This is a genomic window from Lentilactobacillus curieae (assembly GCF_000785105.2).
GTDB classification, from domain to species: domain Bacteria; phylum Bacillota; class Bacilli; order Lactobacillales; family Lactobacillaceae; genus Lentilactobacillus; species Lentilactobacillus curieae.
On record NZ_CP018906.1, the window covers coordinates 738,774 to 762,451 of the forward strand.

Below are 23,678 nucleotides of genomic sequence, written 5' to 3' on the forward strand. Positions count from 1 at the left end.
GCTATGCTATGACAACCACTATTATCGGATTCCCAAGAATTGGTCACCATCGTGAACTTAAATTCGCTACTGAACATTACTGGAAAAACAAGATCAGCAAGGAAGAATTGCTTGAAAAGGCAAAAACAATTCGGCAAAACCACTGGCAAGCTCAGTTAGATGCTGGGATTGATTTGATTCCCGTCGGCGACTTTTCTTTTTTTGATGGTCTGTTGGACACCGCAAACCTATTGAACGTGGTTCCCAATCGGTATAAGCAATTAAACTTATCACCACTTGATGAATACTTTGCTCAAGCCCGTGGTCGTCAAAGCGATGGCACTTCGATTAAGGCACTCTCCATGAAAAAATGGTTCAACACCAATTATCACTACATTGTTCCTGAATTTTCAAAAACTACCGAGATTAAATTAGTTGGAAATAAACTGTTCGAAGAAGTTGCAGAAGCTCAAGCACTTAACGTTCCTGTAAAAGCTGTTATTACTGGCCCCTACACGCTATTAAGACTTAGCCGTTTCGTAGACGGCACCACTCCAAACGAATATGTAAATAGCTTAGTTTCTGCATATAAAGCCGTTCTGGCAAAACTGGCTAGTCAACATGTTGAATGGGTTCAAATTGATGAACCAGCACTTTGTTTTGACGTTACCACTCATGAGAAAAACGTATTTGACCAGTTGTATGACGGAATCCTAGCTGAAAAATCTGGGGTAAAGGTTCTATTACAAACCTACTTTGGTGATATTCGTGACATTTACAATGACGTAGTCTCAAAGGATTTTGACGGAATTGGTTTGGACTTTATTGAAGGTAAATACAACCAAGAATTAGTAGAAAAATCTGGTTTTCCAGCTGACAAAGTATTATTTGCCGGGGTTCTAAACGGTAAGAACATCTGGAGAAACCATTATTCAGAAACCATAAAGACTTTGAATCAACTAGGTATAAAGTCAAATATCATTTTGAACACCTCATGTTCTTTACTCCATGTCCCATATTCCGCTGAAGACGAAACCGAATTACCGGGCGATGTTAAACAACACTTATCATTTGCCATTCAAAAACTGTCAGAACTAAAGGATATCGATTGGATTTTTTCAAATAAGGATAAAGAAGATAAAATTCTCAAAAACAATGATGCTTTGTTTAGCAACGTTAAACATCCCGTAAATGAAGATGTTCGAAAGGAAATTACCTCATTAACCGATGCAGACTACACTCGTTTACCAAAGCGCAGTGAACGCGAACAAATTCAAAAAGATGAATTTAAGCTCCCTATTCTGCCAACTACTACTATTGGATCGTTTCCACAAACTAAAGATGTGCGCCAAAATCGTTCCAAGCTCCGCAAAGGTGAAATCACCCGCGAAGAATACGACCAATTTAATAACGATAAAATTAAACGAATCATTAAGTTCCAGGAAGAGATTGGCTTAGATGTATTGGTTCATGGTGAATATGAACGAAACGACATGGTTGAATATTTTGGTGAAAAACTTGATGGGTTTGTATTTACCCAAAACGGTTGGGTTCAATCATACGGTACTAGAGGTGTTAAACCTCCAATCATCTGGGGCGATATCTCTAGAAACGCTCCGATTACTGTTAAGGATACCGTTTTCGCAAAGAATTTAACTAACAAACCAGTTAAGGGAATGCTAACTGGCCCAGTGACGATTTTCAACTGGTCTTTCCCACGTGAAGATGTTTCTCCTAAAGAATCAGTGACTCAAATTGCCTTAGCTCTCCAAGATGAAGTTCTTGATTTGGAAAAAAATGATATCAAAATTATTCAAATTGACGAGCCAGCACTTAGAGAAAACCTACCACTTAGAAAATCAAACTGGTATTCAAACTATCTCGATTGGGCAGTACCGGCATTCCGCCTAGTTCATAGTAAAGTTGCCCCTTCAACCCAGATTCATACTCATATGTGCTACAGTGAATTTGGCGATATCATTAAGGCGATCGATGCGTTAGACGCTGATGTTATTTCGTTCGAAGCATCAAGAGCAGACTTTACCTTAATTGATCAATTGGTTGAAGCTAACTTCCAAACAGAAGTTGGCCCTGGAGTTTACGATATTCACTCACCAAGAGTCCCATCAGAGGACGAAGTCGAAAGTTTGATCAAGCAATTAGTTGATAAACTGCCACTTGAAAAGATCTGGGTTAACCCCGACTGTGGTTTAAAGACTCGTTCAGAGGATGAATCATTCCAAAGCTTAAAGAATATTGTTAATGCTACCAGGAAAGTTAGGAGTGAAATCCATGAACCTAACGGAGTTATCTAAAACGAAAACTATTTTCTCACTAGAAGTTTTTCCACCCAAGAAAACCTCCCCCAACTCAACTGTTCTGGACACCATTTCAAAATTTAAAGCCGTCAATCCAGACTTTATCTCAGTTACGTTAGGAGCCGGTGGAAGTAACCACTTTGAGGGAACCATTGAAGTTGCAGATATCATCCAAAATCAATTGGGAATTGAAGCAGTTGCCCATGTGCCAGGCCTTTATCAGTCAAAGCAAGATGTATTAAAGTTGCTGGATAAGCTAAATTCAATTAACGTCGAAAATGTTTTGGCGCTTCGTGGTGACCACATTCCAGAACGCAAACCGGTTGGCGATTTTAACCACGCAAACGAATTAGTTGAATTCATTAAAGAAAACCGACCAGAGTTTGATGTCACTGGGGCTTGCTACCCAAACTGCCATCAAGATTCTAAAGATTTTATTGACGATATCGCAAACCTAAAACGAAAAGTGGAATGTGGTGCTGACCACCTAATCACACAATTGTTCTTTGATAACAACGCCTTCTACGATTTTTACGAAAAAACTAGAATTGCGGGAATCAACGTACCAATTGAAGCTGGAATCATGCCATGTACTAATAAGAATCAAATTGATAGAATCACTGCCATCACCGGTGTACCAGTTCCTCGAAAATTCAGAGCGATTCTCGATCGTTATGCAGATAATAAGGAAGCAATGCGCGATGCAGGGATCGCCTTTGCAGTTGACCAAATTATCGACCTAGTTTCACAAGGGGTGGATGGAATCCATCTCTACACGATGAATCGAGCAGATATTGCTTGTAGAATTTATGAAGATACAAAGTCCGTGTTCAAGGCAGCAGAAGTTAAATAATAACAATATCAATTGTGAAAATCAAAAAGCTGATGAACTGTAAAGTTCATCAGCTTTTTCTATATCTATTACATAATCAATCGCACCACAGCCATCGAGATTACCCCTACGATTACAACCACCATTAAGCTTTTTGAAATTACACCACTAATAATGGTTGGAACTGAAGCAATTAAATTTTCAATGTTAAATGCTGGCCAGGCACCCTTTTGGTAAACCAACAAACTTTCCACAAAAATTGCGGTCAAGATTGCAACTGGAACAAAACTAAGAAAGCTCATCACTCCCTTAGAAATCTTAAACTTCTGAACAATAATAAACGGCACTACTCTAAGCAACCACGTTACTACCCCACTTGCAATAATCGTTCCATAAACATAACTAGTCACTTTTTCTCCACCACCATTCCGAAGAAACAACCAAGAATTGTTGCTACCAAAATTGCACTGTTACCAGGCATAAACCTCATTAATACAAAGACACACACTGCAACAAAACCGGCAACTTTAAGGTGCATTATTAATGGTTTGCTTCTATCAGTAATCATCTGAAGATAAAGCAGGCCAATGAACATTGCTACTACAGCAAAGTCTAGTCCTAATGTTTTGGGATCTGATACAGCACTACCTAAAATAGCTCCAATCGCAGTTGATAATGCCCATACTAAATATGCAACTATGTTTGCGGAATTGAACCAAGAGCTGTTTAACTTTCGTTCTGTGTAATTCATTTTGTTCATCGACAACGCAAAAGTTTCGTCAGTTAGTAATGTTCCAATCCCAATATTAGTAAGCATGTTTTCGCCCTTAAGATGCGGAGCGACCGTCATACTCATAAGACTCATCCGCGCATTAATCAAAAAAGTTGAAATTGTAATGGCCAATATGGGACTATGTGACAACATCATTGACACGATTAAAAATTGGGCTGAACCTGCATAAACCACTAGCGACATGATAAAGACAGAGATAATTGAGAGGCTCGCAGCTTTGGCAACCACCCCAAAAGCTAGTCCAACCCCAATGTAACCGACCAAGGTGGGTACGACATCCTTGAGTCCTGCTTTAAATGTAAGTTCCTGATCCAATGAATATCACTCCCACTTAATTAAAAAAGTTTTAATATTAATTATACCAACATAACCGTTGTTATCAACGAGTTTTTGAAACACAGTTTGTGAATTTGACATTGCTTATAGAAATGATAAGATATAAGTGTAGAGAGGGGTAGGCTCTTTAAACCGTAAGTCGTTAAATTAGGACGGAGGTTTTAATATGATTAACCTATATGTATCTTCAAGTAGTGCGTCGAGTCGTAAGGCAAAAGAATGGTTGGAAGCCAATGGTATTGAATTTAAAGAAAGAAATATCGGACGGAAACCACTTACGCGAGATGAAATTAAACAGCTCCTCTCTCTAACAGAAAATGGTAGTGAAGATATCGTATCTACCCGCGCAAGAATGTACGGCAAGATTAAGTCAAAAATCGATAACTTAACGCTATCACAGTTAATTGATGTGTTAGTGAAAAATCAGGAACTGATCAAGCGGCCGATCATTTTTAATGACCGAATCATGCAGATTGGGTTTAGCGAGGAAGATATCCGAGCTTTCCTACCGCGGAGTGTCCGGAAACAGAATTTAGAGTTAATGACCAAGAAGGCATTGACCGTATAAAAGGAGCGCCTAGGGCGCTCCTTTTTACTTGAACAATGTACGAATCAACAATCAAATTTCTTATAATTAGTCTTCCTAGTTTAGAATTGTTATAATGTAGATGTGAAAGATTCGACTAAACTAAAGGGGAGGATTACATGATTAAACTAAGCAACTACACCAGACTGATGGGGGTGTTAGGGGTTGCCATTATTGCGTCCATTTTAGAATTTATCTTGCACCAACAAATGACCGCTCAAATATTAATTACCATCGCTGGTTCGATAATCGCCCTACTCATGTTTATTGATATGATCAATACCTTGCGATCAGGAAAATTTGGTGTTGATTTACTGGCAATTACCGCTGTGATTGCAACGCTAGTAGTATCAGAATACTGGGCAGCATTAATTGTGTTACTGATGCTAACTGGTGGTGATGCCCTTGAAGATTATGCAGCTAGTAAAGCAAACAGCGAACTGCAAACCTTACTTGATCAATCACCGCAAACTGCGCATCTCATTAAACAAGATACAGTTTCGGACGTTAAGGTTGAACAGGTAAAAGTCGGCGATAGAATACTGGTTAAACCGGGGGAGGTTGTCCCCGTTGACGGAACAATTTTTTCAGGTTCTGCAACTGTAGATGAATCCTCGCTAACTGGCGAGTCTAGGCCAATAGATAAAACAGTCGGTGATCAGATTATGTCAGGATCGCTTAACCAAGATACTTCATTTAAAATGATGGCTGACAAATCGGCCAAAGATAGCCAGTACCAAAATATCATTAAATTAGTTAGGGAGGCTGAGGAGCACCCTGCTCCATTCGTAAGAATGGCTGACCGGTATGCTGTACCATTCACAATCGTGGCATATATTATTGCTGGGATTGCTTGGTACCTTTCTGGCGACCCGGTAAGGTTTGCTGAAGTATTGGTTGTTGCATCACCGTGTCCATTAATTCTTGCCGCTCCAATTGCTTTAGTTTCAGGAATGAGTCTCTCTTCTAGAAACGGAATCATCGTTAAGAGTGGAATTACTATCGAACAACTCTCTAAAGCTAAAACATTCGCATTTGATAAAACGGGAACCATTACTAAAGGTCAATTAACGGTTTCCGATATTTACTCAGTTAATGGCTACACAGATGAACAAGTTCTAAGTTTAGCCGCTAGTGCTGAGCAACAATCAGGTCACATCCTCGCCCGTTCCTTAGTAAAGGCAGCTTTGGGAAACATTCCTGAAGCAAGTGATGTCACCGAAGTAACCGCACAGGGTGTCCAAGCAACAATTGACGGTAAATTAGTCAAAGCCGGAAAGTCATCTTTTGTAAGCGAAGAAAGTTTTGAAACGGTTGATAAAACCGCTGTCTACGTTTCAGTTAACGGCAAATACGTTGGCTATGTAGCCTTCGAAGATGAACTTCGTCCTGAAGCAAAATCAGTTATGGATAGTTTGCATGACCTTGGGGCTAAAAACTTACTCATGATTTCGGGAGACAAATACCCAATTGCTAAGAAAATTGCCAATGCCGTTGACATTGATAAAGTTTATGCTGAAAAGTTGCCTAAGGAGAAAATCCAGGTACTTTCACAACTTGATAAACATGAAAAACCTGTCGTAATGGTCGGCGATGGGGTTAACGATGCTCCATCATTAGCAACTGCAGACGTGGGGATTGCAATGGGGGCTCACGGAGCTACAGCAGCCTCTGAATCAGCAGATGCAGTTGTTTTAAAAGATGACCTATCTCTAGTCAGCAAAGCCCGTCAAATTGCAGATCACACTATGGGCGTTGCTAAAAACGCGGTTTTAATTGGAATTGCCATCTGTATTATTCTAATGTTAATTGCTAGTACCGGAGTTATCCCCGCAATTATCGGTGCTCTTTTTCAAGAAGTTGTTGATACAGTTACGATTCTGTGGGCATTGCGGGCAAGAATAGATCCCACTAAATAATTGGAATAAAGCAATCTTAAAAACAAAACAAGCTATGATGTTGAAAAACATCATAGCTTGTTTGCTTGTTTTATTATTAATAACGACTTGTCGACATCAACACTTCTGGATTTCTGTTAGAAAGTAACATCCCATGACCAGATGCATCATAGAACAAACTTTCAAATTCTCTACCAGACTTAAATCTTGTGTATTTGAATGATCCATTAGTTAATGAACCGCGACCTTTTAGGCGTTTTGCTGGCAAGCTAGCAATTGAATCATCGGAAACTAGGTACAAGCGACCATTCTTTGGGTTATAGCCCATAGATTGTTGGTGGGTACCGGTTTGATGTGCTAATAACTGCTTGGTTAGCGTTACAGAGATATGGTTTCCGGAAATCGTGGCCTTGTAAATTTTTACTTTACCACCAGATATTCCCCACCAGTATGCGTGACCAGTCGTATCAAAAGTCAAATTATGCCCGGCAGGAACGTTAGCCCCGTGATTGCTCATGTGGAATTTAATTGCCTTATTTGGCTTTAATGACGTAGCAGAAATTCTTTGAATAGTTGACCACTTGGTTGGTTTCATACTAGTTGAATCCTTCCACATCCACAACGAGTGATGCTTCTTGTCATAAGCTAGTGATTGACCATGACCAACCTTAAACATTGGTCCAACTTTAATTCCTGGTGCCGGTGTTTTAGTATCCAAACCGGATTGTGCCTTTGCAAATCCCATACTTGCAAGTTTGGAACGGTCATAACGAACCACAAACCCCATGCCATTTAATTGGTGAGGTGCATAAGCAACAAACAGGTACTTACCATTGGTAGCTGCAGATTGCGGATTAGTAACATCGTACTTACCGTTTCCCTTTGCAGCATGGGTGGTCGGCAATAGGTACTTTGTCTTTAATGACCACTTAGTCCCACTGGCACTAGAGATTGTCTCACTTCCAGTTGGGTTTTTTGACCAAGCATAGTTACCATTTGCCTTAACAAACTTAACCTTACTGTTGTTAACAGTTCGCAAACTTGCTGACGAATATTGATGGATGGCATTTGATTTTTGTACATAGGTTGCCGCCTCAGCAATTCCAAATGAAGCAAATGCAGCTAATCCACCAACGATGATTCCACTACTGATCTTCTTAAATCTCATGTAAAACTCCCCCACATCTAAAATGGCTTATCGGCCTGCAAGACTTCTGGATAGTGATTTACCAGTAAATTTCCATGCGAAGTTCCATCGTAAGCGATTCCTTCAAATTCACGAATGGGTGAAAACTTCGTCCACTCAAAGCTCTTATTGGTCAAATGGCCACGTCCTTTGAGCTTTTTAGCTGAAAAACTAGCAATCGATCCATCAGAAACCAGCAATAACCGTTTCCTAATAGGATTATACCCCATACTTTGAATTCTAGTACCTGGAATATGACGTAAAATTTGGTGAGTTAGTCTAAATTTAACCGACTTTTTGTGAATTTTCCCCTTGTAAACATACCCACCAAATCCTGGATTTGACCAAAAGTACGCATTTCCGCTCTTATCAAATGTCAAAGTATGACCACCAGGAACACTGAATTTTTTGTGTTTCAGTCTAAACCGAATCATTTTATCTGGTCGTAACTTTTCGTGATCAATATGAAGAATATATCCCCATTTACTGGTTGGGATTCTTGGTGCCTTCTCTTTATCACGCCACATATACAAACCATGATTCTTCCAATTGTATGCTAGTGACTGTCCATGACCAGTCACAAAGATTGGCCCAACCTTAATATATTTTTGGATTTGTTTTTGCAGTTTTGAATAATGCCCGTTCTTCTTTATGTACGCTCGCTGCAATTTCTCCGGATGTAACCGAATCCCCATTTTGTCTAGCTTTTTAATGTTAAACCGGACGATTCGGCCTTTGTTTTTTAGATTAGTAGGACAATACACAACATACATATACTTATGCTTAGTCATTGCAATCGACTGAGGGTTTCCCCAACGTTGGTTATTTTTCCCTGGGAACGGAAGGAGATATCGAGTCGTAAAGGTAACCTTTTTCCCCTTAACCCCCTTTATCTTGTGCTCATCGGACTTATGAGCAACGTGATGGTACTTCTTTGGTACCTTCACGTACTTCACTTTTTTATTGTTTACGTACCTCAGTGATCCCTTCTTAAGTGCTGATGACTTCTGGTGGTACACCGTAAACTTTGCATTTGCCGTAACCGAACCACACAAACAAAAAGACAATATAATCCCACAACAAATTCTAATTAGCTTCATAGACATCCCCCTAGCTAATAAAGTGAACAAAAAAACTGGTCTAATTAAAATATTAGACCAGAATTATTTTAAAGTAAAATTAAAGATTTGCCTTTATCACTTGATTTGGTAAATGCTTCACTGCTTTTTCAAGTTCTGAACCATCGATTTTAATCGTCTGGGTTGGCTCTCGCTTTGAAAAAAGAATCCCCTCCGTTTTAAATACCGCGTTATCAATTATTAGCGTATCTTCATCCGGATATCCAAATGGGCACAAACAACCTGGTATACAACCCGAAACTTTTTCCACCTTATCTTCAGAAACAAAGGTTAATTGCTTTCCTGCAAGTTCACGCAGTTGCGGGAAACTAACCCTTCTTCTAGCCAGCGTAAACACCATATAATAATGTTTCCGTTTGTCCTGTAACAAAAGTGTTTTGGTTTCCGTTCCGTCAAAGTTTGCTTGTCGTTTAGCAACTTCCGCATCTTCATAAGACAAAACTCGCAGATGTTTATAAATCTGATAATTCAAATGATAGTACTTTAATAAATCTTCAAAGTCGAACACAAAATCACCTAGTTACTTTTCAAGGGTTAACTGCCAGCTAGTCCCAAACTTATCGGTTAAATTGGCATACAATGCAGTGAAGAATGATTCCTGAAGTGGTAAGTGTACTTTGCCACCATCAGCTAAACGCGAATATGCATTTCTAATTTGGGATTCGTCTTTGGAATTAAACAATAAGGCGAAGTTATTTCCATGTTTTAGGTTTGTACCTTTGGCCACGTCAGACATTAAAATCTTCATATCGTTAATTTTAATCTCTGAGTGGATTACTCGGTCCGCATCTTCGGGATTACCCTCAAAATCGGGTGCATCTTTATAGGTCATGATTCGCTTATCTTCATCAGCTACATCAAAAACATCAGCATAAAAATCGATTGCCTGTTTGCAATCACCATCAAAATACAAATACACATTCAAAGCCATTTAGACACTTCTCCATTCAATTTAATTACCAGTAACCCAACTTCTGGGCTAGTTTAGCTCTATTAATGTCACGATCAGTAAACGTTCCACCGTTCTCAGTTCCATCAAGGCCGGTACTTGAACGTTCAACCGGCGTCTTCCAGGAATACTTTGCAACTGCATTACCTTCACTGCTGCTTGCATACATTAAATCACTCTGATAGCCCGTATGATCCAATCCCAAGGTATGACCCAATTCATGTGTCATCACTCCGACCCAGTACGTACTAGGAGTAATTTGAGCAGCTTTTTGTTGACTGAGATAGGCAGTTGGATATCGTGGGTTTAAGAACCGACTAGCATCAATATAAACTGCTTGTCCATTGTACATCCCATCCCAGTCCGAATTACTAGCGTTAACTAATTTAACTTCTAACGTATGATTATTTCTGGTTCCTAGCTTAAACACAGTCTGTTCCATTGCGCTATTCCACTTCTCAATTGCTTGTTGAACGTACGGAACAAGTCGACTATTCTCAACGTAAATCGTTGCGGTATGATTATTAAACATCCCTGAAGGGGAGGTTTTAATGATGTTGTAAGCCTTGTTCAAGGTTTCCCCGTAAACATTATACTCGTTTGCACTGAGGTTCAAAATAGCGTCAGATGGGTTCATATCAGGCGCCTCGTCGATCAAACGACTCATTGCACCTGCAGACATCATTTGTTCTGCAGCTTCAGCGCTTACTTGATTGTTATCAGTGGCGGATTCTGAGTTAGCAACTACTTTCTTGGAAGGTATCTGAATCATATAGCCACGCCAAATGTAGCCCTTTACCTTCTTAGATTTATTCTGAACGTAATAGTAAACCGCATTTTTACCATTAGTCTTTTTAACAGTAACTTGTTTATTCACATAAAAAACTGTCTTTGGATAATTGTCAGCGTTGTGAACCTTCTTAGTCAGTTTAGCTGAACTATAAATATATCCCTTTGTTGCCCTAAATTTCTTGGTATCAAACTTCTTAGTTTTAATAATTTTTACGCTCTTCGTTTTTGCTTGAGCTGTTTGTCCAGTTACCCCAATTAGCACAGCTCCAAAGGAAAAGGCAGCCGTAACTAATAACAGAAACCGGTTTTTGAATTTTGCCATAAAAAACCACCCCTTAAATCTGTTATTGATATAAATATAACATATCTAGGGGTGGCGTTTTCAGTTATATGCATTGATGAAACTAGCTAACAATATGAAGACTGCCATTACCATTTAAAATACTAATGGTATCGTCTAAGGCAATATCAACCATATTTTTAACAGCAACGTTTGTATAAAATCCAATGTGGGGACTAACGTTCACATTTGGCATCTTCAACAATTTTTGGAGGTTTGCGTTTGGAACCTCACCATTAAGGTCCTTTCCAACCGTAGCGCTCTCACCTTCATAAGTATCAATGGCGGCTCCAGCAATTTCATGATTTTCTAAAGCAGACACTAAATCTTCAGTTTTCACCACGGGACCTCTAGAAGCATTGATAAAGAACGCACTCGGCTTCATTTTTTTAAACACTTCAGTATCAATCATGTGGTGAGTTTCATCGGTCAATGGAGTATGCATAGTCACAATGTCCGCAGTTTTAAACACAGTATCGTGATCAACATAAGTCAGCGTATCGTTTAGTTCGGGACGCTTAATTGGGTCAGCTGCAATCACAGTGGCTCCTAAGGCTCTAAAAATCCGGGCAACCGCACTCCCAATTTTTCCTGCTCCGATGATTCCGACTGTCATGTCATGAATCTCACCAGATTCAATTCCATCCCAACTGAAGTTCCCCTGACTTTCTCTGTCTGTCACAATCCCCATGTGGCGAACTAACCACATTGCATGAGCAAGAACTAGTTCACTAACCGAGCGGGGTGAATAAGCAGGTACATTCGTAACCACCAAGTCATTCTTCCTAGCAGCATCCAAGTTTGCAATTTCGTAACCAGTAATTCGCAAACCTACTTGTTTGATTCCAAATGAATGCAGTTGTTCATAAACTTTTTCCGAACCTAAGGAGCCGTGTTGCTGAGTAATAATTCCATCGTAACCCTTAGCCAACTCGACCGTGTCATCACTAAGTGGTACGTGGTTTGTGGCAATCTCAACGTTATGGCTTGCTTGGTAATTTGAAATATCCTGTTCTTCATCTGTTCTGACGTTGTACATCAAAATCTTCATTATGACTGGGTCTCCTTATTTGACTAATGCGTATTCTTTAATTCGCTTAACGGCTTCCTTCAAATCAGTTTCACTGGCAGCGTAGCTGATTCGAACATATCCTTCACCACCTGGTCCAAATGAGGCGCCTGGAATTAGTGCAACTTTGGCGTTTTCTGCTAATTCGTAACAAAAATCAACGCTATTTTGGGTCATCCCTGCAGGAATCTTTGCGAAAATATAGAAAGCACCTTTTGGATTAGGACACTCAAAACCCGCTTCAGATAATCCTTGAGTTACAATATCTCGCCGTTTTTCGTACTCGGCCTTCATAGGAGCAGCATCGTTCATTCCGTTTTTAAATGCTTCTGCAGCAGCTCTTTGAGCGTTTGTGGTTTCCGATGTTACGGTAAATTCACTTACCTTTCCGATTTCAGAAATAATATCTGCCGGGCCACAAATAACTCCGATTCTCCAACCAGTCATGGCGTGGGACTTAGATACCCCATTAATAACTAATGTTTGTTCAGGTAAAATGGTTCCCATTGAAACGTGTTTCTTTTCGTAAGTTAATTCACTGTAAATTTCATCACTAATCAAAAAGATATCCTTACCGCGGAGAACATCAGCAATTTTTTCCAGATCATCGCGACCGTAAGTAACTCCAGTTGGGTTAGTTGGGTAATTTAAAATTACCGCCTTGACTGTATCCTTATTCTCCTCAATTGCTTCTGCCAACTTCTCAGGTGACAAGATAAAACCATTATCTGATGTATCTACAAAAATTGGAGTTGCCCCATTTAATTGCGTGATTGGTATGTAGAACGGGAATATTGGGGTAGGAATAATCACTGAATCGCCAGGATTTAAAATTGCAGTAAGTGATGAGTAAATTGAGCCTGTAGCTCCAGCTGTAATCAAAACCTCACTTTCGGCATCGTAATTTAAATCGTATTTAGTGTTAAGGTAGTTAGCTGCGGCCTCGCGCAGCTCAATAATTCCGTGAGAGTTTGTGTAGTGACTATCATTATCCTCAATTGCGTCAATTGCAGCTTGCTTGATATGGTCTGGGGTATTAAAATCTGGCTCTCCTAAAGTTAGCTTGATAATCCCTTCAATGCCAGAAATCTTTTTATTGAACTCCAGAATTGATGATGGCTTAAGTTGAGTCACCCGCTTATTCATTTTTGCTACTAATTCTTTACTCATATCCATTTCTCCCTTCAAAAAAGCCCTAGCAATCATATTAGACTGCTAGGGCTTGCACTAGTTTCATCCCACGCAGTCAATGTCTGATCTGCGCGGCCTTAATTCCATTACGAAATTCTTTTGGCTTACAGATCGTTTCTGAAAAACCAAAAGCATAAATAACTATTCAATTGAGTTTCACATTTTTTAGTCATGATTAAAAACTCCTTAGAATAATTTAATCTAATACTAGCACACTGAGAATAACAATCAACCTTAATTTTGCATCGATTCCGCAAATTTAGTCTTGATGAAGTTTGCAGAAGTTTGTAACTTCTCTTTTTCTTCATCGGTTAACTTAAGTTGAAGTTGTTCCACAACACCATTTCTACCAACAATTGCCGGGTATGAAAGGTATGTGTCGAGCTCTTTACGGTAATTTGATACTGGTAATTCTTCGTGTGCATCATTCAATACAACATTTGCTAAACGCACGGCAGCTGTTGCAACACCATAGTTGGTATAACCCTTGCCACGGAAGACAACGTAACCACCAATTCGAGCATCATGATCAATTTCGTCAAGATCAAGGCCGCGTTCTTCAGCAATTTCAGTAACTGGACGACCCAAGGCCCGTACAGTTGACCAAGCAGTAAATTGAGAATTTCCATGCTCACCAAGGTTGTAACCAACGACTGAACGAGGATCGATATCTAATCCGTGAGCAACTGCCCGCTTCATCCGAGCTGAATCAAGTAAGGTACCGGTACCTAACACTTGGTTCTTTGGTAATCCAGTTACCTCTTGGTAGATTGACGTAATCACATCAACTGGGTTGGTGATTGCAATAATTACGCCGTGGAAACCTGAATCCTTAATCTTTTGAGCTACGTCCTTTACCTGACCACTAGTAAATGGTAATTCTGCAAATCGGTCATCGCCTTCATTATCTTGCAAGTCAATTTTGCCTAAAGCTGACACGATTACGTCAGCATCTGATAAAGCAGAATAGTCGTTTACTGTAATATTAGTATGTGTAGGTAAGTTAGCCATTGCGTCTTCAAAGTCGACAGCATCAGCAGTTACCTTCTTTTCATTTGTGTCGATCAGCACTAAATCATCTGCTGACCCTGATGATACTATGTAATGGGCTACCGTTGATCCAACGGAACCCATTCCGATTACTCCAATTTTTCTTGTCAATATAATCACCTCAAAGTCATAAATTATTAACAGTCTATTACTTGTACGAGGTGATTTCAACAGCGAATTTTAATTTTTCTAATTTATTTTTAATTCAGTGTCACTTCATATATGCATATTTATAGTTCCATTGTGTTCCGGCAGTGTTATGAATCACCCCGTGAATTGTTGGTTTTTGCAGGTATGCAGTTACTTGTTGATAGAGCGGCGTAATTCCTTGATCACGATTAAGTGTCTTACTTGCATTAACCAAGTCATCCCAACGTTTCTCATGATTATTGGCATCCTGATTTGAGGCTTTTTCAATCAGTTGATTGTATTCTTTATTATCGTATTTTCCATAGTTATAAGGGGTGCCCTTTGCAGGGATTTGTAAGTGAGAAATTGGGTCATTAAAGTCCGCACCCCAACCTGACAAACTGATGTCAAAATCACCCTTTTGGGTTAAGCTATTGGCTGCATTACCCGGAATAGATCTCAACTCAAGTGTAAATCCAGATAATGTTTTTTGTAGTTGTGCTTTCAAATATTGAGTTACAGTGCTTGCTTCTGGATCATCATTTGAAGCTAATAGACCTAATGAAACTTTCTTGATTCCCAATTCCTGCAATCCCTTTTGCCAATATTTTTTAGCTAACTTGGAATTATAGTCAACCGTATCTTTAACCACTTGTTGTTTAGAAAAGTCTTGGCCACTCTTTGGATCCTTGGCGACATTTGAAGGAACCAATCCAGTTGGCGTTGATGAACCGTCTCCTAAAACTTTCTTGGTTAATTGATCCCGATTGATTGCTAGGGAAATTGCTAGACGGATATTTCGATTATTTAAAATCTTGCGCTTAGCAGCATTACTATCAGCAAAGTTATACTTCAAGAAGGTATTGTAAGAATATGGATATTGCCTATATTCGTTATTATTCTTATAGTTTCTAACTTGTTCAGTTGAAAGTGGTGTCAGATCTAGCTTGTTTTGTTGATACAAATCAATTCCAGTTGACGGATTTTGCACAACGGTATAGTTGATGCGGTTAAGCTTAACGACCTTCTTATCCCAATACTGATTATTCTTTACAAATGACCACTTGTTGCCAGTTCCGGTCCAATTAGTAATCTTAAATGGGCCAGAATAAACCATATATTTTGATTTTGTAGCGTACTTCTTGCCGTACTGCTTAATTACCTTCTCGTTTTGTGGTCCAAAAAGTGGGTAAGCCATTAATACCTTGAAATAAGCAATTGGTTTATCTAACTGCACAACTACAGTTTGCTTATCCTTTGCTGAAATACCAATTGAATTAGGGCTCTTTTTACCACTATTAACAGCACTTGCATTTTTAATTCCATCAAATAAATATGCGTATTCCGATTTAGTTTTCGGGTTAATCGTTCGTCTCCATGAATAAACAAAGTCTTTAGCTGTAATTGGATCTCCATTACTCCATTTAGCATCTCGCAATTTAAACGTCCAAGTCTTTCCGTCCTTTGAAACAGATGAACTCTTAGCTAGTCCAGGAGTAGCCTTACCATTTTTACCAAGTCTAAAGAAACTTTCAAATACATTTCCAGTTTGACCATATCCAGACGACTTTGAGATATCAATCGTATCCAAAGGTGCAGTTGCGCTTAAGTTCATAACTTGATCCTTCACACCTTGCGAATTGGTATTCGTCTTTCGGTTGGCAACAACAAAGCCACCAATTCCTCCAACGATAACCACCGCAGCAACAAGTCCAACAATTCCCTTTTTATTCATCAATAATTCCTCCGATTTTTGTTAATTTAACCTCGATACTTCAACATCGGACTACACATAAAATTCGACCATCCCTCCGAAATTAAGCAGAAAAAAAGTGCCCAGTATCAGCTACACCGATACTAGGCACTTCTAGTTTCTAGATATACTTTTCCCTCAAAAGCTGGGAATCATATCTAAAATTGAATACCAGAAAAACCACGATCAGCGCGCACTTGTACTGAACACATTGAACAACACATAGTAACTGCGGCTAATTTGCACATTCGTGGTTTTCCCCTTTCGTCTACTTATTTTGGAATAATAATACCTAAAGATTTTTATAATGTCAACGCAGTTATTTTTAAAACCGTGGTAAGATAGCATTATTAAATTGTTGTGAGGGGTAGACAATGCCAAAGCACGTAGAGAAAGAACCAAAGTCAAACTCAGCCAAAAAAATAATTTGGTGGGTAGTCACAATTCTGGTAATCATTGGAATTGGTGCATTTGCGATAAGTAGGAGTCGTTCGACAAACAAAAACGATGCAACTAGATCTAGCCAGCAATCGAATACAAAAAAGGCTAAACCGAAGAAAAAGCCACAGCCAAAAGTCAAGTTAACAAAGGCTGAAAAAAAGATTGCTAAACGCTACAAGTTAACTTCATTTGAAGTTGCTAATGCAAAAAAACGCCAAGTTACAGCCATTGGGGACTCGGTCATGGTTGATATCGAGTGGGCAATTAAAGAAGTTATGCCTCATAGTACTGTGAATGGGGAAGTTGGGAGACAATTTAACCAATTACCAGGAATAGTCGCTCAACTAAAGGCTAACGGAAGTCTAGCTAATAATATCGTTATTAACTTGGGGACAAACGGACCACCTACACAAACAGATGTAAATTCAGTTCTTAAAGAAGTTGGAACCAAACGCCAAATTTTCTGGATTAACACCCACGTGCCAACCCAGCCATGGGAAAAAACAACTAACAAATTAATTGCTAAAACTGCCAAAAAACACAGTAATGTACACGTAGTCAACTGGTACAAGCTTTCTAAGCACCATAAAGCTTGGTTTGCAGCTGACGACGTTCATGTTGGTGATGTCGGAGCCAAGTACTACGTCGCTGAAATTGCTAAGGTAATGGCAGATGTTTATAACAAGTAAATCAGAAATAGAGCTGAAAAAAGTCGCTATAATTTCAAGAATGAAATTATAACGACTTTTTATTTTATCCAGATGGCTGTAACACGCAGTATGCGTCAGGAGTGATTCCCACTATTCATAGACTTCTAAATGCTCCTCAGAACCTTGAATCCGCAACGCGATTAAAGTATCGGACATAATAATTCTCATGTTCTCTATCATAAGTAATTTTAGTGACACTACAATTGTCGGGCTCTTCCACCGCCATCAAGTCATCCGAATTATTGGTGGCTCCTAACACAGCAGCCTTAATTGTAAATCCATGGGTTACAGCAATAATATCACCTTGCGGGTACTGTTTTGCATAGTCCATCATAAATTGCTTAGCCCGGTATATAACTTGCTGAAATGTTTCCCCGTTGGCAAGACTAGCATACTCAGGTAAAACGTCATTTAAGACGGGATCAAAGACTTCAGGAAACTTATCTTTGAGGTCAGCATTGCTTTGCCCATCCCATTCTCCATACGAAATCTCCAAGAGACGTTCATCGGTTTCCGTTTTTAGGTTTGCGTTCTGGTTTAAAATCGCTGCTGTATCAACAGTTCGCTGTAACGGGCTTGATACGATTAGACTTGCAAACCCAATATCAAGCTGATCATGAAGTTGGTTAGCTTGACTCTTTCCAACTTCCGTTAAATTAGTGATTTCCGAGTTAATTGTCCCCTGCTTCAAACCAGCTTTGTTAGCTGAAGTTTGGCCGTGACGTACAAAGTAAAAGTTAGTCATTTGCACCCTCCGATTTTTAATTACTACAATTCTGCTAAACAACCTTTATTTGGTCAAGTGTTTAATGCTACTTAAGCCTCTGTTGGTGTCTTAAAAAGTTTCCTTAAAACAGCAAAGTTTATTAGTACCAACACTAGAACTAATCCGAATGATACCTGACTACCAATTGCCACATTTTGGACGTTGGAATTACCTGGTAGACTGATACCAGTCATTAAAGCAGCCATAATTGTAGTACCAACTGAACCCGCTAGTTGTTGCCCCGTATTATAAACCGCGTTTGCATCGTTTCTCAGATTCTGATTCATGACTTTTAACCCATATGTCATGGTATTTCCAAATGCCATCGAGCGACCAATACTGAAAATCAGGTATAGCACAATAATTACTGGAATCGTCATTGTGGATCCCATTATAACCATAACAACCATTGAAACGGCAACCAAAAAGTTACCCAAATATAATGGCAATTTACCACCAAACCGATCTAACATGTACCCGTATAGTGGCTGACCAAAACCATTAAGCAAACTTCCTGGCAATAATATCATCCCTCCCACTAATGAGCTAGAATGATTAACCAATTGAACGTAATTTGGTAACAGAAAGTTGATTCCAATGTTGCTTAACTGCAAAAAGACGTATGGCAAAAAGCTTAAAGCAAAGATAGAATCCTTAAATACTTTTAGGTTAAACAATGCTTTGTTGCTGTTCTTTGATTGAAGGTAAAAGATAATCAGCATTATCATTGAGAAAACAAATAAAACTGCAAACTTGATCCAGCCATTATCGCTCGTTGCCAAGTTTAAACCTAAAATTAAGGCAACTATCCCGACTGAAAGAACCACAAACCTAACCCAATCGAATTCGATTTTAACAGTTTCTGAATATTGGCCAATTACCCTTCTACCAATAAATAAGTCAATCACAGCAATTGGTAATGTTGACCAAAATATTAACCGCCAATCTGAAAGGTAAACCATCAAACCGCCAAACGAGGGGCCAATTGCCGGAGCAATTAGAATGATTAAGCTCCCCATTCCTAAATAAAGCCCTAATTTACGTCTAGGAACAAGCTCCAACATAATATTAGTCATTAGCGGACCAGAAATTCCCACACACCCTGACTGAACTATTCTGCCCAATAACAGCATCCAAAAATTCGGAGCAAAGATACACATTAAGTCACCGATTATGTACAGAATAGCGGCTGCGGTGAATAACTGAACATTTTTAAATCGTCTCTTTAAAAATGCGGAGGTAATCATTAACAGCGCAACGGTTAACAAGTACCCAGTCGTTACCCATTGAACAGTATTCATATTTACCCCATAAGTTTTCATCAGCGCAGGAAAGGTAACGTTCATCGAAGTTTCTGTAAGGACCCCGATAAATGTCAAAGTAGCAATAGTCGCAATTGCTAAAAATGACTTCCGACTGATTTTTGTTTCAGTAGTATCCAATCGTTTTTCCTCCTAAAAGTTCTCAACTATTAATATTAGCGAAATATTGAGTAAAGGACAAAACTATTTATGACAGTTGCTTTTTAAATTAAAATTTGGTAAGTTTTATTTATACCAATGAGGAGGAATAATTTAATGAAATTAACAATTAAATTCAACAATGTATCATCCTCCTGGTCCACATACCAACCTAAGTGGGCCTAGTTTTGGTTGCAAAACATGACATTAGGGTCCCGCATAGGTTGTCATAACTTCTGCGAGGCCGCTTAATTAGCGAAAGTGTGAGTCCTCACAGGTAAACTGTGGGGACTTTTTTATTTTTAGAAGGAGTGGAAATGATGAAGATATACAATTACGCTGCCGGGCCAGCAAAACTACCCGATTCAGTTATCAAACAAATTCAAGAGGAACTACCATCTGTTCACGGTTCAGGAATGAGTGTCCTGGAAATATCTCATCGCTCCTCTCTGTTCGAAAATATCCTTGAGGATGCCAAAAACGATTTGAAAGAACTCATGGGTATCCCCGATAACTACCACATTCTGTTTTTCCAAGGTGGCGGAACTGGTCAATTTGCCGCTGCTCCATTAAATCTAGCAACTAACAATCATAAAATCGCTCTACTAGACAGTGGTCATTGGGCAGCTCGAGCCGGAGACGAAGCAGTCAAGTTAGGATTTGAAGTTGATACACTAGCATCGACTAAAGATAATCATTATCAATCATTACCCCACCTACCTAAAGATACTAATGGCAGTGTGTATGATTACCTTCACCTAACGATGAACAACACCATCGAAGGAACTGCTTACCATACGCCAGAAAAATTACCAAATACCACTTTAGTAGCAGACATGTCGTCAAACTTCTTGGCCGAAACGTATAACGTCAATGATTACGGTTTAATTTTCGCAGGTGCTCAAAAGAACCTAGGTCCTGCTGGTGTAACAGTTGTGATTGTCAGAGATGACTTAGTTCATCCAGTCGAAAAAATTCCTAGTATGTTGGATTACAACCTATTTGTAAAAAAGAATTCCCTATATAATACGCCGCCTGTATTCCCAATCTACGCCGCAGGACTTGTTTTAAAGTGGCTTAAAGATCTCGGTGGCGTGTCAGAAATGCAAAAAATAAATGAGCACAAATCAGGATTACTTTACGACTTTCTTGATCAGTCACAAATGTTTAGTAACCACATCAAACCAAGCGACCGCTCATTAACGAACATTCCATTTACCACTGGAAGTGATGACTTAGACGCACAAGTTATTAAGGCTGCAACTGATCACGGTTTAATGAGTCTTAAAGGTCACAGAAGTGTTGGCGGCCTTAGAGCAAGCTTGTATAACGCAATGCCAGTAGAAGGTGCTCAAGCGTTAGTTGACTTTTTAGATAACTTTGAAAAGAACAATAAAAGGGGATAACTAATATGTATCAAATTAAAACTTTTAATGCAATTGCCCAGGAAGGCTTAGCCAAATTCACAAATAACTATGAAATCAACAAAACAGACAACGCTGATGCGTACCTAATTCGTTCTGTAGATATGCACGAACACGATTTTCCAAGTAACTTGAAGGTCATTGCCAGAGCCGGTGCTGGATTCAATAACATCCCTATCGACAAGGCCACTGAAAATGGAATCGCTGTTTTCACAACTCCCGGAAGTAATGCAAATGCTGTAAAAGAGATTGTCATTGCAATGCTGGTTGCGGCTTCAAGAAACCTATTCGCAGCCGCTGCATACTCTGCCCAAAATAGTGGTGCAGACATCTCACTAAGAGCCGAAAAAGATAAAACCAAGTTTAACGGTGAAGAACTCGAAGGCAAAACGCTAGCTGTTATCGGAGTTGGCCACGTTGGTTCACTCGTTGCAAACGCTGCAAGTGCACTCGGAATGAAAGTTATCGGTTACGATCCCTATCTTTCTGCTGATGCCGCATGGCAAATTTCGACTGACATCAACCGTGCTGAATCTTTTAATGATGCAATTAAGGATGCCGACTTCGTGACGGTTCATGTACCTAAGAATGACGAGACAACTGGGATGATTGGAACCCCAGCAATTGCAAACATGAAAAATGGTGCTACCCTATTAAACTTTGCTAGAGGTGGTATCGTCGATAACGAAGCTGCGGTTGTAGCTTTGGATGCTGGCAAACTACACTCGTTCATGACTGACTTCGGTGACGACGTTTTGCTTAACCGCAATGATGTTGTAATTACGCCTCATATCGGTGGTTCAACTGAAGAAGCCGAAGTTAACGGGGCTACTAAGGGTGCCACTACAATCATGAGTTACTTGGAAACAGGTAACGTACATGATTCAGTTAACTTGCCAAACCTTTCAGTACCATTTAATTCACCTTACCGAATTACAATTATTCACAAAAACATTCCTAACATGGTGGGTCAAATTGCCACGGCATTAGCAAACGAAAACATCAACATTGAAAGTATGTCTAACGCCGCAAGAAAAGAAGTAGCCTACACGATTATCGACACTAATCATCTGCAAGAAAAACAAGTAGACGAAGTTATCAATGAACTTGATAAGATTGGCTCAGTATATAAAACCCGCGTGATTGAAAAGTAAAATAGACCAGGACTGCGTGGAGCAGATATCTGGATAAAAAAACACCGTGATAATTTCAAGACAATGAAATTATCACGGTGTTTTTTAACTATTTATTTTTGGTACACTACCTGGCCATCAACCATTGTTAATTCAGTTTGGCCATATACTTTTTCGCCAACAAATGGTGAATTTTTACCCTTAGATTCAAACTCAATCTCTTTAATTGAGCTAGCATCATCTAGATTAAATACCGCTAAATCAGCTGGTGAGCCAACACTGATTTCGCCAGCACCTTTGATGTTAAATACTCTTGCAGGCTTCTTAGCTAACCAGCCAACAAGTTGTTCTAACGTAAAGATTCCAGTTTTTACATACTTTGTGTATAGCATTGAAAATGCGGTCTCGCTTCCAGTGATTCCAAATGGTGCCTTACTAATTGGCTTATTTTTCTCATCTGGTGTGTGCGGAGCATGGTCAGTAGCAATCATATCAATTGTTCCATCAAGTAAACCATCAACCAACGCCTGACGATCCTCTTCGCTTCTCAAAGGTGGATTCATCTTAAACAGTGAATTGTCTTCTACAATGTCGTCTTCTGTTAGTAATAAGTGGTGTGGTGTAACTTCACATGTAACATTAATCCCATGACGTTTGGCAGCTCTAATTATTTCAACAGTGTGCTTTGAAGATACGTGGCAAACGTGATAGTGAGCACCAGCCGATTCAGCTAGCATTAAATCCCTAGCAACTTGTGCTGTCTCACTAACCCATGGAATTGGTTTAACCCCAATCCGTTCAGCAGCAGTTTCGGCAAGGGCACCACCGGCGGATAGTGAAGAATCCTCGACGTGCGCAACAACTGCCATTTCAAGTTTAGCTGCTTCTTGCATTGCTTTATACATTGTTTCGCTAGTCTGAATTCCACTACCGTCGTTAGAAAAAGCAAACGCACCGGCATTCTTCAATGCAGCAAAATCAACAAGTTTGTCACCCTCACGATTTTCAGTAATCGTTGCATATTGGAGAACTTTAACAACTGCCTTTTCGTCATTCAACTTAATTTGATCAGTTAAATGTTCAACTGTATCAGGAGTTGGATTAAGATTTGGCATCGCACATACAGTTGTGTAACCACCGTGCGCAGCTGCCAATGTCCCAGTTCTAATAGTTTCCTTTTCCGTATAACCAGGTTCGCGATAGTGAACGTGCACATCTACAAGCCCCGGAGAAACAAACTTTCCAGCAGCATCAATCGTCTCGTCTGCGGCAACATCTTGGCCGGGCATTAATATAGAAGAAACAATTCCATTTTCAATCAAAACATCTTGAGAAACTAGCTTGTTATCAACAAGCAATTGACCATTTTTAACTAACGTCCGCATTTAAATTCATCCTATCTAT

The 23,678-nt window shown here is 39.4% G+C and carries 21 protein-coding genes; 7 read left to right on the forward strand and 14 right to left on the reverse strand.

Annotation, left to right across the window (positions count from 1 at the left end; all coding sequences use genetic code 11):
- Positions 1-8 precede the first annotated feature (8 nt).
- Both metE and metF read left to right on the forward strand, forming a co-directional pair.
- Complete coding sequence (gene metE, locus PL11_RS03590; RefSeq protein ID WP_035166421.1) at positions 9-2,294, forward strand: 5-methyltetrahydropteroyltriglutamate--homocysteine S-methyltransferase; 2,286 nt, start codon at positions 9-11, stop codon at positions 2,292-2,294.
- Positions 2,272-3,150 (forward strand): methylenetetrahydrofolate reductase [NAD(P)H], encoded by an 879-nt coding sequence (metF, locus tag PL11_RS03595; RefSeq protein ID WP_035166422.1) that lies wholly within the window; start codon positions 2,272-2,274, stop codon positions 3,148-3,150. Before metE ends, metF begins: the two co-directional genes overlap by 23 nt.
- 68 nt (positions 3,151-3,218) lie before the next feature.
- On the opposite strand, the gene PL11_RS03600 is transcribed toward metF, so the two are convergent.
- Both PL11_RS03600 and PL11_RS03605 read right to left on the reverse strand, forming a co-directional pair.
- The gene (locus tag PL11_RS03600) at positions 3,219-3,539 is read right to left on the reverse strand and encodes an AzlD domain-containing protein (RefSeq protein WP_035166423.1); all 321 of its coding nucleotides are present in this window, start codon (positions 3,537-3,539) and stop codon (positions 3,219-3,221) included.
- Positions 3,536-4,237: an AzlC family ABC transporter permease gene (locus PL11_RS03605; protein ID WP_035166424.1), complete on the reverse strand. Its 702-nt coding sequence runs from the start codon at positions 4,235-4,237 to the stop codon at positions 3,536-3,538. The genes PL11_RS03600 and PL11_RS03605 overlap by 4 nt, the downstream gene beginning before the upstream one ends.
- 187 nt (positions 4,238-4,424) lie before the next feature.
- Between PL11_RS03605 and PL11_RS03610 the strand changes: the two genes are divergently transcribed.
- The gene (locus PL11_RS03610) at positions 4,425-4,826 is read left to right on the forward strand and encodes a Spx/MgsR family RNA polymerase-binding regulatory protein (protein WP_035166425.1); all 402 of its coding nucleotides are present in this window, start codon (positions 4,425-4,427) and stop codon (positions 4,824-4,826) included.
- Positions 4,827-4,963: 137 nt separating this feature from the next.
- Entirely contained in the window at positions 4,964-6,763 is a 1,800-nt protein-coding gene (locus PL11_RS03615) for a heavy metal translocating P-type ATPase (RefSeq protein ID WP_035166426.1), read from the forward strand.
- A gap of 76 nt (positions 6,764-6,839) precedes the next feature.
- Here PL11_RS03615 and PL11_RS03620 read toward each other — a convergent pair whose 3' ends face one another.
- The 9 genes from PL11_RS03620 to PL11_RS03660 form a co-directional block, all read right to left on the reverse strand.
- Complete coding sequence (locus tag PL11_RS03620) at positions 6,840-7,910, reverse strand: hypothetical protein (protein WP_035166427.1); 1,071 nt, start codon at positions 7,908-7,910, stop codon at positions 6,840-6,842.
- Between the two features lie 17 nt (positions 7,911-7,927).
- A complete protein-coding gene (locus PL11_RS03625; RefSeq protein ID WP_035166428.1) occupies positions 7,928-9,028 on the reverse strand; it encodes a hypothetical protein in 1,101 nt (366 codons plus the stop codon).
- A gap of 79 nt (positions 9,029-9,107) precedes the next feature.
- Positions 9,108-9,575, reverse strand: a complete 468-nt coding sequence (locus PL11_RS03630) for a YbaK/EbsC family protein (protein WP_035166429.1) — start codon at positions 9,573-9,575, stop codon at positions 9,108-9,110.
- A gap of 12 nt (positions 9,576-9,587) precedes the next feature.
- Positions 9,588-9,998: a VOC family protein gene (locus tag PL11_RS03635; RefSeq protein WP_035166430.1), complete on the reverse strand. Its 411-nt coding sequence runs from the start codon at positions 9,996-9,998 to the stop codon at positions 9,588-9,590.
- Positions 9,999-10,023: 25 nt separating this feature from the next.
- Positions 10,024-11,130, reverse strand: coding sequence for a matrixin family metalloprotease (locus PL11_RS03640; RefSeq protein ID WP_035166431.1), 1,107 nt, complete (start codon positions 11,128-11,130; stop codon positions 10,024-10,026).
- A gap of 82 nt (positions 11,131-11,212) precedes the next feature.
- Entirely contained in the window at positions 11,213-12,202 is a 990-nt protein-coding gene (locus tag PL11_RS03645) for a D-2-hydroxyacid dehydrogenase (protein ID WP_191982096.1), read from the reverse strand.
- Positions 12,203-12,214: 12 nt separating this feature from the next.
- Positions 12,215-13,387 carry an aminotransferase class I/II-fold pyridoxal phosphate-dependent enzyme gene (locus PL11_RS03650; protein WP_035166433.1) on the reverse strand — a complete coding sequence of 391 codons (1,173 nt, stop codon included), beginning with the start codon at positions 13,385-13,387 and terminating at the stop codon, positions 12,215-12,217.
- A 255-nt stretch (positions 13,388-13,642) separates the two neighbouring features.
- Entirely contained in the window at positions 13,643-14,569 is a 927-nt protein-coding gene (locus tag PL11_RS03655) for an L-lactate dehydrogenase (protein WP_035166434.1), read from the reverse strand.
- Positions 14,570-14,669: 100 nt separating this feature from the next.
- Complete coding sequence (locus tag PL11_RS03660) at positions 14,670-16,322, reverse strand: peptide ABC transporter substrate-binding protein (protein WP_035166435.1); 1,653 nt, start codon at positions 16,320-16,322, stop codon at positions 14,670-14,672.
- 392 nt (positions 16,323-16,714) lie between these two features.
- Between PL11_RS03660 and PL11_RS03665 the strand changes: the two genes are divergently transcribed.
- On the forward strand, positions 16,715-17,470 hold the full coding sequence (locus PL11_RS03665) for an SGNH/GDSL hydrolase family protein (protein ID WP_035166436.1): 756 nt from the start codon (positions 16,715-16,717) through the stop codon (positions 17,468-17,470).
- A gap of 136 nt (positions 17,471-17,606) precedes the next feature.
- Here the strand turns inward: PL11_RS03665 and PL11_RS03670 are convergent, their stop codons facing one another.
- Both PL11_RS03670 and PL11_RS03675 read right to left on the reverse strand, forming a co-directional pair.
- Complete coding sequence (locus PL11_RS03670; protein ID WP_035166437.1) at positions 17,607-18,236, reverse strand: histidine phosphatase family protein; 630 nt, start codon at positions 18,234-18,236, stop codon at positions 17,607-17,609.
- 71 nt (positions 18,237-18,307) lie between these two features.
- Positions 18,308-19,699, reverse strand: a complete 1,392-nt coding sequence (locus tag PL11_RS03675; RefSeq protein WP_052127735.1) for an MFS transporter — start codon at positions 19,697-19,699, stop codon at positions 18,308-18,310.
- Between the two features lie 338 nt (positions 19,700-20,037).
- Between PL11_RS03675 and serC the strand changes: the two genes are divergently transcribed.
- Complete coding sequence (serC, locus tag PL11_RS03680; protein WP_035166438.1) at positions 20,038-21,123, forward strand: 3-phosphoserine/phosphohydroxythreonine transaminase; 1,086 nt, start codon at positions 20,038-20,040, stop codon at positions 21,121-21,123.
- Between the two features lie 5 nt (positions 21,124-21,128).
- Entirely contained in the window at positions 21,129-22,295 is a 1,167-nt protein-coding gene (locus PL11_RS03685) for a phosphoglycerate dehydrogenase (protein ID WP_035166440.1), read from the forward strand.
- 92 nt (positions 22,296-22,387) lie between these two features.
- Here the strand turns inward: PL11_RS03685 and PL11_RS03690 are convergent, their stop codons facing one another.
- Positions 22,388-23,659 (reverse strand): dihydroorotase, encoded by a 1,272-nt coding sequence (locus PL11_RS03690; protein ID WP_035166441.1) that lies wholly within the window; start codon positions 23,657-23,659, stop codon positions 22,388-22,390.
- Positions 23,660-23,678: the final 19 nt, after the last annotated feature.